Below are 12,907 nucleotides of genomic sequence, written 5' to 3' on the forward strand. Positions count from 1 at the left end.
GAAGATCTTCCAGCCCCGACTGCGGGGCGGGCGCTATCCGACATCGAGGCGCAGGAGGTCCTCCTCCGTCTCACGCCGGACGATCACCCGGGCCTCGCCGTCCTTCACGGCGACCACCGGCGGCCGCAGCACATGGTTGTAGTTGCTGGCCATGGACCGGCAGTACGCACCCGTGGCCGGTACGGCGATCAGGTCGCCCGGCGCCAGGTCGGCGGGCAGGAACGCGTCCTTGACCACGATGTCCCCGCTCTCGCAGTGCTTGCCGACCACGCGGGCGAGCATCGGCTCGGCGTCGGAGGCCCGGGACACGAGCGCCACGCTGTACTCGGCGTCGTACAGCGCGGTCCGGATGTTGTCGGACATACCGCCGTCGACCGACACATACGTCCGCAGACCGTCCAGCGGCTTGACGGTGCCGACCTCGTAGAGCGTGAAGGCGGTCGGCCCGACGACCGCGCGCCCGGGCTCGACGGAGATCCGCGGGGTGCGCAGCTTCGCGGCCTCGCACTCCCGGCTGACGATCTCGGTCAGCGCCTTGGCGATCTCGTGCGGCTCACGCGGATCGTCGCCGCTGGTGTACGCGATCCCGAGGCCGCCCCCGAGGTCGATCTCGGGGAGCTCCACCCCGTGCTCGTCGCGGATGTCCTTGAGCAGCCCGACCACGCGATGGGCGGCGACCTCGAAACCGGACATGTCGAAGATCTGCGACCCGATGTGGGAGTGGATCCCGATCAGCTCCAGCCCGTCCAGCTGCAGTGCGCGCCGCACGGCCTCGGCGGCCTGCCCGCCGGCGAGCGGGATGCCGAACTTCTGGTCCTCGTGGGCGGTGGCGATGAACTCGTGCGTGTGCGCCTCGACCCCGACGGTGATCCGGATCTGGACCTTCTGCCGCTTGCCCAGGGACTGCGCGATGTGGGCGACCCGCACGATCTCCTGGAAGGAGTCGAGCACGATCCGCCCCACACCGGCGCGGACGGCCCGCTCGATCTCCCCCGTCGACTTGTTGTTGCCGTGGAAGGCGATGCGCTCGGCGGGCATCCCGGCGGACAGGGCGGTGGCCAGCTCCCCGCCGGAACAGACGTCGAGGTTGAGCCCCTCCTCGTGCAGCCACCGCACGACGGCACGGGACAGGAAGGCCTTGCCGGCGTAGAAGACGTCGGCGCCGGCCCCGAAAGCCGTACGCCACGCACGCGCGCGTGCCCGGAAGTCGGCCTCGTCGAGGATGTACGCGGGGGTGCCGTGGTCCTCGGCGAGGGTCTTCACGTCGACGCCGCCGACGGTGACGACGCCGTCGGCGTCGCGCGCGACGGTCTGGGACCAGACCTTCTGGTCGAGGGCGTTGAGGTCGGCGGGCGGCGCGGAGTAGTGCCCCTCGGGCAGGACATCGGCGTGACGGGGCCCGGCGGGGTGGGCGGAACGGCTCATGACGGTGACTCTCAGACTCTCTGTCTCTCTCCGGGCGTCTCTCGCGAGGGGCCTCAGAGGTGTTCGGGTGCGTCGATGCCGAGCAGGTACAGGCCGCCGGCCAGCACCGTCCCGGCGGCTTCGGCGAGAGCGAGCCGGGCGCGGTGGGCGGCCGAGGGTTTCTCTTCGCCGCGGGGAAGCACGGAGGGCAGGAAGGGCAGCACGGCATCGGCGACGGTGACGAGATGCCGCGCAAGCCGGTCCGGGGCACGGTGGGTGGCGGCCGCGGTGAGGATGCGGGGGTGGTCGGTCAGGGCGGTCAGGAGGTCGCGGAGGGGGGAGTGGGGGTCGGAGAGGGGAGTGGGAGTGGGGGTGAGGGTGGCGGAGGGGGTGGGGGTTGCGGTGGCGCGCGGGGGGTGGGGGGAGGTGGAGACCGGGGCGTCGGTGGAGGGGGCGACGGGGGCGACGGGGCTGCCGAAGCCGTCAATACCGATGCTCTGGGTGCCGTCCATGCCGTCCATGCAGTCGATGCTGTCGATGCTGTCGATGCAGTCGATGCTGTCGGCGGAGGGGGCGCCGGTGCCGGTGACGGTGACGCTGGTGGTGCCGGTGACGGTGACGCTGGTGGTGCCGGTGACGGTGACGCTGGTGGTGCCGGTGACGGTGACGCTGGTGGTGCCGCTGGTGCCGCTTCCGACGGGGCCCGGCTCGGCGGCGAAGCCCAGGCGGGCGGCGTTGCGGCCGAGGGAGCGGATGCGGGCGTGGGCGTACCGCACCCGGAACAGCGGATTGCCCTCGCGCTGGACCAGGTGATCGGCGGTGATACGGGGCCGGTCGTGCGGGGCGGGATACAGCAGCGCCCACTGGGAGGCGTCGGCCCCGAGCGGGGCGGGGTCCTCCGGCGCGGGCACGGGCCGCAGATTCACGGGCTCACCGTGCTCGACGGTGGCCCGCCCGCCCTGCGTGGCGACGATCCGTACGACGGCGTCGGCGATCGCCTCGGCCCGCACCTCGTACGGCACGCACAGCGCGACGACCTGCCCGGCGAGCGCGTCACCGTGTCCGTAGGCGGCACCACGCTCCCGGATCTCCCGGACCAGCCCGGTGACGAGGTCGACCTGCGCGTCGAGGCAGATGTTGAGGAACCCGGGCCCGGTGACGACCACGTCCCGGATGCCCTCCGCGTCGACGAGCCGGGGCCGCAGAATCTCGGCGACCCGCAGCGGCGACTGCCCGGCCGGCCGGGCGAGCTGCAGAGCGACGTTGGTGGCGAAGTCGCCGCATCCCCCGGGCCCCGGCTCGGTCACCACGACCCGCTCGGGCACGCTCACCCGCAGCTCCCCGTCGTCGACGGCACAGCGCACCGCGTGCAGCACGGTGCGGGAGAGCTCGACGGGGGTCACGGGACAAGCGTAGGGGAGGAAGGGGGTGGGTAGGCGAGGCGGTTCTTACTGCGAGACGGGCTCTACGGCCCGATCACCGTCCGCGGCTCCCGGCCCGCCTAACCGTCGGAGGAGATCCCCCTGGTACGCCATCGGAGACTCCCTCCGGAACGCCACCGGTGATCTCTCCTGACGCGTCACCGGAGACATCGCCGACATAGCCCCTGGCGACCACGTCAGGGACCCCGCCGTCGCCCCCGTCTCCGTCCGCGTCCCCGTCCCCCTCACCATCGCCGCTTCCGCCCTGGCCCCCGCCCCCGCCTCGATGCCCTCGTGCTCCGCCGTGCCCGTCTCCCCCGTCGCCGTCGTCCCCGCTCCCGCGGTCGATCAGCTGCTTGACGAGCCGTACGAGCTCGGCCGGTTCGAAGGGCTTGGCGAGGAAGGCGTCCACGCCGACGTCGAGACCGGTGTCGACCTCGTACTGCGTGCACGCGCTGATGATGGCGAGGGGCAGATGATGCGTACGCGGGTCGGCGCGGAGTCTGGCGGCGGTGCGCAGACCGTCCAGCCGGGGCATGACGACGTCGAGCGTCACTACGTGGGGCCGCACCCGATGCACCACGTCCAGACACTCGGCACCATCGGCCGCGGTCACGACCTCGAGCCCTTCCAGTTCGAGGTTGACCCTGATCAGCTGCCGGATGACCTTGTTGTCGTCCACAACAAGCACCCGGCCCGAAGCGCCTGGCACAAGTCGAGAGTAGGTCCGGGCCGGCCACCGCGTCCGGGTTTTCCCCACTTCCACCCCGTACAGGGGACCGTTCCGACACACGGTGGACCCGCCCCGGTGAACGCCCAGGCCGCTACCGCGCCCGCCATCCCGGTCGCCGCCCGAGAAACGGGTTCCTGATCACCCCGCCGGACCTGCTAGTGTTCTATCCGTCGCCGCGAGCGAAGCGCTCCGCAGCCGACACGCCCCCGTAGCTCAGGGGATAGAGCAACGGCCTCCGGAGCCGTGTGCGCAGGTTCGAATCCTGCCGGGGGCACCCAGCATGAGGTGCCCAAAGACCCCGTCACCAGCGGAAACGCTGAGGCCGGGGTCTTCGCGTATGTGCAGCCAAGTGCCGCGCTGAGCGGGCGTATGCCGGGGTCTGTGGACGAGGCGTGGACGGGATCTTGAGGCGTCTGCCCAGGTCAGTCCAACAAACGACGAGGCCCCGGGACAAGTCCAGGGGCCTGAGGGTCGGTTCATCGGCGGTGCCCCGCCGTTAGCCGATCTCGGTCGGCTGACCGTCGCGGGAGAGCACAGTGCAGTGGCCGCGCCTTGAGGGCAAAAAACAGTCCCCAGTAGTACTGCTCGTGTCCTGAAGCTTCAGTGGTCACTGTTGCCTCGGTATCGCGCCGGCTTGCTGGGGGCCTGAACCACATCCTGTCCAAGTCACTACGCCGGCTAGACGTCCTCATCGACTTTGCGACTCTTTCAGTGTTATGGCCTACTAATCACGATGCGCGCCGGATGCCATAAGTCAATAGCCTTTCGGTACGTTTCGGAGGAAACCTCTCGGGATCGCCTTCGGCTGCGGCATCCGACTGGTCCGCGGGTCGACGGGGAGCCGGTCGCGGCCGAGCGATTACCCAGGTCAGCCCCTCTAGCTGACGAAGGGGCCTGCGCATGCGCATCGCCGCGTCAGGCCAGGTTGCTCTCTTAGCTAGGAGCTGCCTTGGGCGCGGTCACAGCCCGGCGTGCCAGTGCCGCTCCAGATCACCTGGGTCGAATACGCTGCGAAGACGTCCGACCTGGAGGCCTCGGCAACGCGGATGCGCGGCAATGCCGCCCGGTATCGGCTCTTCACGGGGCGGCGCAGCTGCCGGATGCGGGAGGGGTGTGGCATGAGATCCCCGAGCGTGCGCCTACGGGAGATCACCGACGACAACCGGGATGCCGTCCGCGCCCTCCGCGTCCGACGTGACCAGAAGCAATTCGTCGCCTCCGTGTCCCACTCCCTCAAGGAGGCGGCGAGAAACCGGAGGCCAATCCCTGGTACCGCGCCGTGTACCGCGGCGATGAGCCAGTCGGCTTCGTGATGCTGTCGCGGAAACCGCCGGCCGATCCCTGCAAAGGGCGCCACTTCCTCTGGCGCCTCCTCGTCGACAAGCGGTACCAGGGGCGAGGGATCGACCGAGAGGCGCTCACGCAGGTCGCCGCCCAGGTGCGCGCGGACGGCGCCACCGAGCTGCTGACCAGCTACGAGCCCGGCGACGGCGAGCCGTGGCCCTTCTACCAGAAGTCCGGGTTCGAGCCGACCGGGGAGATCGACGACGGCGAGATCGTTCTACGACTCACCTTCCCCGCTCGGTGAGCTGTTAGCCCCAGGCCGACTGTGCCATCAGGCGAGCCCCGGCATGAACCCCGACTTGTCGCCGGCATCCCAAAGGGTCTTCATCTCCAGGACACCCAGGTTGAAATGGGAAAAATGACCGTGATACGTGCCCCAGACCCAAAGCGGCTGTGTACTTGTGTTGCCGTACTTGTCCTCGAGCGGCCCCACCCCGATGACTGACAGCCCTTCAACAGAGGACTGCCCAAAGACTCTCGCTGCCGCCCGGACGACATCCTGATTCTCGCCATGGACCGTGGCTTCGACTCCGAACAAAGCTTGCGAGGCGGCCGAATTTACGAAGATCGTCACGTCCAGATTCTCCCCCTTGCCCAGCACCTGGACGCTCTTGATGGCGGGGTTCAGGCACTTGAGGCGAGCGGTGACAGAGCCCTTGGCGCAGCGAGAGCGCGGCTTCTTCGTGGAGTGCAGCTTCTTTGCCGGCGACGGCTTCACAGAGGGAGCCCGCGTAGTTGCCACCGCAGTCGGCTTGCTCTTGGGGCTTGCCGCCACAGGGGTACCCGCCTGCCCCGCAGCGCACCCTGCGAGCAGGGCTACCAGCAGCGCCATCGGGACGAAGTGAAGGAAACGTCGAGACACATTGCACCTTGAGAGTTCATCGTTCACATGATCTTCGCAAGTTATATAGGTGTACCCTCCATCTGACCAACCGTCGGCTCTACCTGGAGCTTCTGATACCTGGCCAGACCAACCGGGGCGGAGCGGTTGGCAACGGCGGTTCGACCAGACCTCGACGACCAGATCTGTCTCACACTCCGCCATGGCACGGTCTGAGCTGGATTGCGGATCCGCCAACTGCCCGGGGCCTCGGTGGGGCGCAGCGTGTCTCACTCGTACTCGCGAAGCAGATCCTCGATACGCCGGTTGGCGACGTCCTGACGACCGTCGAGGCACTTCGCGTACGGTCAGCAAAACCTCAACGCTGTTGCCGGCGCGCTCGATGAGGTGCCCAAAGACCCCGTCACCAGCGGAAACGCTGAGGCCGGGGTCTTCGCGCATGTGCAGCCGTATGCGGCCCGAAGCGGCCGCAGGTCGGGGTCTGTGGACGAGCCGTGGACGGGATCTTGGAGCATCGCCGCAGGTGAGCCCCCAGAAAGCCACAACACCGCTGGACGGTCGGTCCACAGCACCTCAGCGTCCTCGAACTACCGTCGAGGCGCGGGAGCGCGAGGGCCGGGCCGCCAGGAGGACAAGAGGCACGCACGCTAGTTCACCGAGGGCCACGAGCGGGAAGCCGTCGGTCGCGGATAGGACAGTGACGGCGAGGTGGCCGAGGGCGAGGAAAAAGAAGCCCCGGGACCAGGTCGCGATCGGCCGGCGATACGCACGTTCGAAGGACCGGAAAGAGCCCCAAAGACATGCGACGACCCAGAGCAGGGCCAGAGCGAACGCGACATAGGTCATCCACGTCGCGCCGGGGCGGTCAGGTTCGCGAGGGAAGGCCACAGCGATAACAGTGATCCCGGCGAGCAGAACGAACAGCCAGAGAGCCTCGACGATCAGGATCAGACCGAGGGCGATGCAAGCAGCCCTGCGCACCGGCGCTCCTCTGCGGAGGGGGAAGGGAAGAAGGCGACGGAACAATAGCGCCGGAGACGGACGCTCAAGTCGTGCGGGGCCGCTCATGGCTCCAGTGGGAACGGCCGGCACCCCATCGGGATGCCCGGCTCAGGCCTGGTTCCAAGCCTGGCGATGGTGAGCAACGCTGTACACCTGCTCCACCTGGTCGGCCGTGAGAACGCCTGAGAGCGGCGAGTGCCGATACCTGGCGCTCCTGGTACACCCGGACATCGAGCTGCGTAGCGCCCACCTACGGGCGAAGAGCAGGGCGCGGTAGCCGTCGGGCTTCTGCTCGTACGCGAGGCCGCCCGGCAGTGCCCGGCCGGGCGGGAGCACGGACCAGGCCTCGGCGAGCATGGGCTCGATCAGCGGTGTGAGGGCCACAGCCCAGATGTACTCGCTGGCGTGGGTGAGCGCACGCGGCCGGCTGGCGCGTTGAACGATCGGCCCGGCTGCCAACATTTAGGCCGTCCGGCCCATATACCCGATAACAACACCGTGAAAATAATTGAGTGCGCGCGCGTTGGACCTCCCGGCCGCATCTCTACGGGGCGGCACTTGAGTGGTCCCAGTTTCAATAGATGAGCCCTAAAAGGCGCAGAGTCTATTAGCGCCTCAGCGCGAGCGAAGGTGCTCACGCAGTCATCGCTTTCCCGCGAAGATGCACAACCATTCCCGGGAGCGATGCAATTAAGTTAGTCTAACCAGGTTTGATCGCATGCATTGAGGAGCATGCAACCATGAAGATACCAAACATCCACCGCACAATTCGGGTTACTGCCGTTCTCGCACTGGCAGTTGCGGGCGCGACCAGCCTTGCGGGGCCCTCAAACGCCGCAACGCCAGCCTCGCCGTCGGCTACCACGCGTACGGCCGTCCCGGCGATCTATTGCACCTCTGACGCCCAGTATGGCGTCCCAGTGCAAGCCAGCTACGTGTACTGCAGCAACGGCATCACCTACGACGGTCTGACCGGACAGCCACTTTGGGGGAGTGGCGTGGTATCAGGGAGCACCTACCAGGGCGACCTAAATGCTGTGTGGGGTTACTGAATGCCTCGCAGTGCAGGTAGGCCCGAAACGAGAGGAGGCCCCAGGCCGCTGCCTGGGGCTCCGTGTGAGTGCGGCTTGTCTCACTCGTACTCGCGGAGCAGGTCCTCGATGCGGCGGTTGGCAACATCCTGCCGACCGTCGAGGCACTTCGCGTACCGGGTCAGCAGGACCTCAACGCTGTTGCCGGCGCGCTCGGCGACTTCGGTGGGATCAACCCCGGCGTTGAGCCACGTCGACAGCGTTGAATGTCGAAGGTCGTACGGCCTACTCGCGAGCGGCGAGGCCGCGACAGCGGGCGGGAGCGCCAGGAGCCGCGCTTCTTGCCATACGCGGTAGTAGGTCGAGGAGGGGACGACCGAACCCTTCTCACTGAAGAAGAGTCGCCCGTCCTCCGCCGTGCCGAAAGTGGTGAGGTGATCGCGAAGCACCGCGACGAGCTGAGGCGGAATGGGCACCCGCCGAACGTCCTCAGTCGGCCGATTCTTCAGCCCGCGGTCGTCGTGGGTCTCCCCCGAGTCCGTCCACTGCTTGCCGACCGACGGACGAGTCCGGTGGAGCAGCGCCGAGCCCCAGCCGTGCTCGGGGAGGAGCAGGACAGTCTCCACCAGGCCGACCGCCTCAGCAGGACGGAGGCCACCGAAGTACATCGCCGCGAACAGGCCGACGAGACGCCGACCCCGAGCACGCCGGTAGCCGCCCACGTAGGACACTGCAGCCAGGAGATTGCGGGCCTGCTCCGGGTTGGCGACGACGCGGGGATCGACCTGGTTCGAAACCTTGGGCTTCTGCCAGCGAACGGCCGTGATCGGATTCTCGCGCAGCTCCCCGAGGTCGACCGCATAGTTCGCAGCGTTGACGAGAGTACGGCGCTTACGCCGGACGGTTTCGGCGGCTGCCCCTGTGCCATCGAGCTTGAGTTTCAGGGAGTCGAGCACCACCCGCGCCGTGACGGGTTCGGAGAGATCCGCGAGCGGTCGAGACGCCTTGGCAACCCAATGGAGAACATTAAGGACGTCGTCCGGCACCTCTCGTTCCTGTGGTGCCGGCAATACGAACGCCCCAGTTGCGGAGTGCTTTGCGGATCATCTCGTCAGACGGTCGTCCGGGACGCTCACCGAAAAGTTCCATGGTCACGCTAGTGAGCGATTCGTTGATGCCGTCTCGCGTGTTGGGGGCGGCATGTGGCCACTTCATCGCGAGATACCTAAGGGCAAAGTCGTACCAGGACACGGCCGACTTCGTCTCCTCCATCGACGCCGGAAGGCCAGTCCCCGTGTCGAACTCCTCGCCGTCGCGCATCGCACGCATGAGCTTCGTGCGGTAGTGGTCAGCGAGCGCCTTGGTTCGGAAAGACTCGGAGAAGACATTTCCGGCTACTGACCAGCGCACCCCGTAGGACGGTGTTTTAGTGTCCCGCTTACGGACGCCCTAGACCTTCACGTCGAGAGACTTCACGCGGCGGTCTCCAACTGCCGCAGCCAGGTCCGGAAGTCGCTCCGCCAAACCCGCAGTTCCCCATTTGGGAGCTTGAAGGCGGCCGGCCCCTGACCCAGCTCACGCCACCGGTAGAACGTCCGCCGAGAAACTCCCCCGAGCTCATCGAGGATCTGCCGGACGGTCATCAGCTCGTCTTGCACCTCAGGCTCCTTCGGGACGAGGCCACCGGGTGCGTCACTTGATCCCCACCAGCGGCTTCGCTTCTCCACTCGCACCTTCGAAGGACCCTCTCAGGGCTCGGATGTCCATTCAACGGGAGGGGGTGTGCGGCTGTAGTGGGCTCCCCTGGTGCCGTAGTGAGCGAGGTGCAGCGTTTCACCGTCGATCTGGAGCTCTGCCGGCGGAGGGTTGGGAACGGACATCCAAGGGTGAGAGTGACCGTCGATGCGGACGGGCTCCCGGGGCTGGTTCCAGCTGTCCGCCGTTGCCTGGGCCCACTCGCGGGTCCACGGGTTCTGCAGGGTCCGAGGGCGGCCGGGTCGTGCTCGTAGCCGTTAAGACCGCGGACGAGAGCTTCGCTGTAGACACCCTTGACCCGGAAGTTCTCCAGGTCCTCCGTGCGTACGACCATGCTGACGTACCGGCGCCCATTACCTCGGTGTCGACCCACCGCGGGCCAGCGACAGTGGCCGGGGTCCCAGCGGACGGGCGGGAGCCACAGCAGGGCGCCTGCGCGGAAGTGCTTCGTACCGTGCTGGATGTCGAGGCCGCTCTCACCGTGCGCGGTCTCTCGCGCCACGTTGGCCACCAGGCACCAGCCCAACAGCCCATCCGGCGCCTCTTCTTCGGTGGGTCCCATGTCTGCCACGCCGAGAATTTTGAGGCACGAGACGGGGCGCGAGCTAGACGGGTCGGCACGGTGCCGGCGGCGGGATTCGAACCTGGTCTCCTGAATGATCAGCGGTCTTGGAGGCCGTCGCGGCGCGAGTCAATGTGGGTTCAGATTCCACACCCACCGCCAGGCGAACGGTCCCTGACCGGGTAAAACGGTCAGAGGCCGTGTGATTGTCCGAGCAGGTTTCCCCTACTGCTCGTAAGGGTTGAAGCACTTGAGCGCGGCCCAACCGTAAATGACCTTGTGATCCTTACGGACCACCTTGCCGTAGATCCAGGCCTTGTCTACCTTGATGTCCTTGTAGCCCTTATAGTCCACCTTTGTGCCGTTCATGAGGTCACCCTTGTAAGCGACGCCATTGACCTTCGCGCTGGTGTTGGACTTCGCTCGTATGTTGACTGAGCTGCACGTGGCCTTCAGCTTCCAGGTGGAAGCTGCCGAGGCAGATCCGGAGCTCAGCCCCAGCGCCCCTATGGCGAGGGCGGAAGCGCTCATAACGGCCACCAGTGACCTCTTCAGCATTGCCATGCTCCTTATCGACTATCGGCCTCGACTGTCCGCAGAAAGCGAAGCTGACCGTGTCCGGTCGTCCGCGTGGACAGATGTGACTGCCTAGTAAACCCCCGTGAGCAGGCCGACTTTCGTCAGGTCGTCGACGATCCTTCGACAGCTCGTCAACAGCTTGACTCGTGTTCTGCTCGGTCAGGTTCCGCGACAGCAAGGGTAGTTGGCGATGAGCACGCGTTGCGCGTGGGGGGTCTCAACGTCGGGCGCGCCTCTGATCGAGTGGGTGCCCGCGATAGGTGAGGTCGGTGGGGATGGCTGCCTCGGTCGGAGCCGTTCTCGTACGCACAGCAGGCAGCTCGGCAGACAGATGGAGGCCCCAGGCGGTAGGCCTGGGGCCTCCATGTAGGTGCAGGGTGTCTCACTCGTACTCGCGGAGCAGGTCCTCAATGCGGCGGTTGGCGACGTCCTGCCGTCCGTCGAGGCACTTCGCGTAGCGGGTCAGCAGGACCTCGACACTGTTGCCGGCGCGCTCGGCAACTTCGGTGGGATCCACTCCGGCATTGAGCCACGTCGACAGCGCCGAGTGTCGAAGGTCGTACGGCCTGCTCGCGAGCGGCGAGGCCGCGACGGCCGGCGGAAGCGCCAGGAGCCGAGCCTCCTGCCACACGCGGTAGTAGGTCGAGGACGGGACGACCGAGCCCTTATCGCTGAAGAAGAGTCGCCCGTCTTCCGCCGTGCCGAACGTGGCGAGGTGATCGTGGAGCACCGCGACGAGCTGGGGTGCGGGCGCACTCGACCGGGGTGGAGTCCACGATCCACAGCGGGTCCAGCCACAGGTCGGTGTCCGTAGCCAGGGACCGGATGGCTCGTTTGACCAGGCCCAGCGCGGCCCGCAGACGCTTGTTGTAGGCGGGGCGCTGGGGCAGGTAGGGGAACAGTCCGTGCAGGCGGGCATGGGCGAAGCGCAGCCAGCGGGCCTCGCAGTGGAAGCCCGGCATGGCCTGGGCCACGGCCAGGGTGACCAGTTCGGCGTCGGTCAGCCTCGGCGGCCGGCCACGCCGGCGCGGGGCCTTCAAGCGGTCGTCGATGTGCACGTACAGTGCGGTCAAGAGGGTGTCTAACTCGGTCGTCACAACCCGATGTTGGACACCCTCCCCGCGTCCGTGAACCCCGCATTCGGAACTACTCGTCTAGCGGTGCTTCCGGCGCTTCCCGTTGCGTGGAGACAGTAGTTTGTGGGCTTCGTGTGGCCGGCCTGCAGCAGTTAGTGCCGCGGCAAGGGTTTTGGTGACTTTTCTGGTGAATTCATCATCGTCACCGAGAATTCGGCGGCTTCGAATGCGAGTGTCTTTAAGTAGCTGTGCCGCTGCCGGATGTTCTCGAAGGCTGCCCATGGTGAGCGCGAGACTGTGGGCGGAGCGGAGGGTGCTGGGGTGGTCGTCGCCGAGGACGCGACGGCGACGTTCGAGGGTGTCCTCGTCGATGCGGCGGGCCTCCGCATACCGCCCGAGATTATGAAGGGTGACGGCGAGGTCATGGGCAGAGGTGAGGGTGTCGGGGTGGTCGGCGCCGAGGACGCGACGGCGACGTTCGAGGGTGTCCTCGTGCATGCGGTGGGCCTCCGCGTGCTGCCCAAGGCTGTGCAGGATGAGCGCGAGACTATGGGCGGAGCCGAGAGTATTGGGGTGGTCGTCGCCGAGGACACGACGGCGACGTTCGAGGGTGTCCTCGACCATGCGGCGGGCCTCCGCATACTGCCCAAGGCCGTGCAGGGTGGCCGCGAGACTATGGGCGGAGTCGAGGGTGTCGGGGTGGTCGTCGCCGAGGACGCGACGGCGACGTTCGAGGGTGTCCTCATGCGTGCGGCGGGCCTCCGCATACTGCCCGAGGCTGTGCAGGGTGACCGCGAGACTATGGGCGGAGTCGAGGGTGTCGGGGTGGTCGTCGCCGAGGACACGACGGCGACGTTCGAGGGTGTCCTCGTCGATGCGGCGGGCTTCCGTGTACTGCCCGAGATTATGAAGGGTGGCGGCGAGGCTGTGGGTGTAGGTGAGGGTGTTGGGGTGGTCGTCGCCGAGGACGCGACGGCGACGTTCGAGGGTGTCCTCGACCATGCGGCGGGCCTCCGCATACTGCCCGAGATTATGAAGGGTGGCCGCGAGGTCATGGGCAGAGGTGAGGGTGTCGGGGTGGTCGGCGCCGAGGACGCGACGGCGACGTTCGAGGGTGTCCTCGACCATGCGGCGGGCCTCCGCATACTGCCCAAGGCTG

The 12,907-nt window shown here is 67.4% G+C and carries 9 protein-coding genes, 1 tRNA gene and 4 pseudogenes; 2 read left to right on the plus strand and 12 right to left on the minus strand.

Translation table 11 applies throughout. From position 1 onward, the window contains the following. Nucleotides 1–33 precede the first annotated feature (33 nt). The 3 genes and pseudogenes from lysA to ABZ919_RS36605 all read right to left on the minus strand — a co-directional run. Nucleotides 34–1,425 (minus strand): diaminopimelate decarboxylase, encoded by a 1,392-nt coding sequence (lysA, locus tag ABZ919_RS36595; protein ID WP_361256965.1) that lies wholly within the window; start codon nucleotides 1,423–1,425, stop codon nucleotides 34–36. A gap of 53 nt (nucleotides 1,426–1,478) precedes the next feature. Beyond that, on the minus strand, nucleotides 1,479–2,807 hold the full coding sequence (gene nrtL / locus ABZ919_RS36600) for an ArgS-related anticodon-binding protein NrtL (protein WP_361256967.1): 1,329 nt from the start codon (nucleotides 2,805–2,807) through the stop codon (nucleotides 1,479–1,481). Between the two features lie 358 nt (nucleotides 2,808–3,165). After that, a pseudogene (locus tag ABZ919_RS36605) lies at nucleotides 3,166–3,537 on the minus strand (response regulator); the annotation flags it as partial. A 223-nt stretch (nucleotides 3,538–3,760) separates the two neighbouring features. Between ABZ919_RS36605 and ABZ919_RS36610 the strand changes: the two are divergent. After that, a tRNA-Arg gene (locus ABZ919_RS36610) sits at nucleotides 3,761–3,832 on the plus strand. Nucleotides 3,833–4,870: 1,038 nt separating this feature from the next. Next, the gene (locus ABZ919_RS36615; protein WP_361257060.1) at nucleotides 4,871–5,146 is read left to right on the plus strand and encodes a GNAT family N-acetyltransferase; all 276 of its coding nucleotides are present in this window, start codon (nucleotides 4,871–4,873) and stop codon (nucleotides 5,144–5,146) included. A 27-nt stretch (nucleotides 5,147–5,173) separates the two neighbouring features. On the opposite strand, the gene ABZ919_RS36620 is transcribed toward ABZ919_RS36615, so the two are convergent. From ABZ919_RS36620 to ABZ919_RS36660, 9 genes and pseudogenes are all read right to left on the minus strand, one after another. After that, a complete protein-coding gene (locus tag ABZ919_RS36620; RefSeq protein ID WP_361256970.1) occupies nucleotides 5,174–5,734 on the minus strand; it encodes a hypothetical protein in 561 nt (186 codons plus the stop codon). 582 nt (nucleotides 5,735–6,316) lie between these two features. Beyond that, the gene (locus ABZ919_RS36625; protein ID WP_361256973.1) at nucleotides 6,317–6,724 is read right to left on the minus strand and encodes a hypothetical protein; all 408 of its coding nucleotides are present in this window, start codon (nucleotides 6,722–6,724) and stop codon (nucleotides 6,317–6,319) included. 129 nt (nucleotides 6,725–6,853) lie between these two features. Continuing rightward, nucleotides 6,854–7,129: a hypothetical protein gene (locus tag ABZ919_RS36630; RefSeq protein WP_361256976.1), complete on the minus strand. Its 276-nt coding sequence runs from the start codon at nucleotides 7,127–7,129 to the stop codon at nucleotides 6,854–6,856. Nucleotides 7,130–7,877: 748 nt separating this feature from the next. Next, a pseudogene (locus ABZ919_RS36635) lies at nucleotides 7,878–9,186 on the minus strand (site-specific integrase). A 62-nt stretch (nucleotides 9,187–9,248) separates the two neighbouring features. After that, nucleotides 9,249–9,419 (minus strand): helix-turn-helix domain-containing protein, encoded by a 171-nt coding sequence (locus tag ABZ919_RS36640; RefSeq protein WP_360973688.1) that lies wholly within the window; start codon nucleotides 9,417–9,419, stop codon nucleotides 9,249–9,251. 899 nt (nucleotides 9,420–10,318) lie between these two features. Then, a complete protein-coding gene (locus tag ABZ919_RS36645; RefSeq protein ID WP_361256979.1) occupies nucleotides 10,319–10,657 on the minus strand; it encodes a hypothetical protein in 339 nt (112 codons plus the stop codon). 397 nt (nucleotides 10,658–11,054) lie between these two features. Further along, a pseudogene (locus ABZ919_RS36650) lies at nucleotides 11,055–11,417 on the minus strand (site-specific integrase); the annotation flags it as partial. Further along, nucleotides 11,416–11,769, minus strand: a pseudogene (locus tag ABZ919_RS36655) (IS982 family transposase); the annotation flags it as partial. The pseudogenes ABZ919_RS36655 and ABZ919_RS36650, both read right to left, overlap by 2 nt. Before the next feature lie 57 nt (nucleotides 11,770–11,826). Next, nucleotides 11,827–12,876, minus strand: a complete 1,050-nt coding sequence (locus ABZ919_RS36660; RefSeq protein ID WP_361257063.1) for a tetratricopeptide repeat protein — start codon at nucleotides 12,874–12,876, stop codon at nucleotides 11,827–11,829. Nucleotides 12,877–12,907: the final 31 nt, after the last annotated feature.

The organism is Streptomyces sp. NPDC046759, assembly GCF_040645475.1.
Lineage (GTDB): Bacteria > Actinomycetota > Actinomycetes > Streptomycetales > Streptomycetaceae > Streptomyces.

Bases quoted from the DNA above. Each gene is read 5' to 3' on its own strand.
- ABZ919_RS36645 (WP_361256979.1), bottom strand. From the start codon at position 10,657: ATGGCAATGCTGAAGAGGTCACTGGTGGCCGTTATGAGCGCTTCCGCC.
- ABZ919_RS36615 (WP_361257060.1), top strand. From the start codon at position 4,871: ATGCTGTCGCGGAAACCGCCGGCCGATCCCTGCAAAGGGCGCCACTTC.
- lysA (WP_361256965.1), bottom strand. From the start codon at position 1,425: ATGAGCCGTTCCGCCCACCCCGCCGGGCCCCGTCACGCCGATGTCCTG.
- ABZ919_RS36640 (WP_360973688.1), bottom strand. From the start codon at position 9,419: ATGACCGTCCGGCAGATCCTCGATGAGCTCGGGGGAGTTTCTCGGCGG.
- ABZ919_RS36660 (WP_361257063.1), bottom strand. From the start codon at position 12,876: ATGGTCGAGGACACCCTCGAACGTCGCCGTCGCGTCCTCGGCGCCGAC.
- ABZ919_RS36620 (WP_361256970.1), bottom strand. From the start codon at position 5,734: ATGGCGCTGCTGGTAGCCCTGCTCGCAGGGTGCGCTGCGGGGCAGGCG.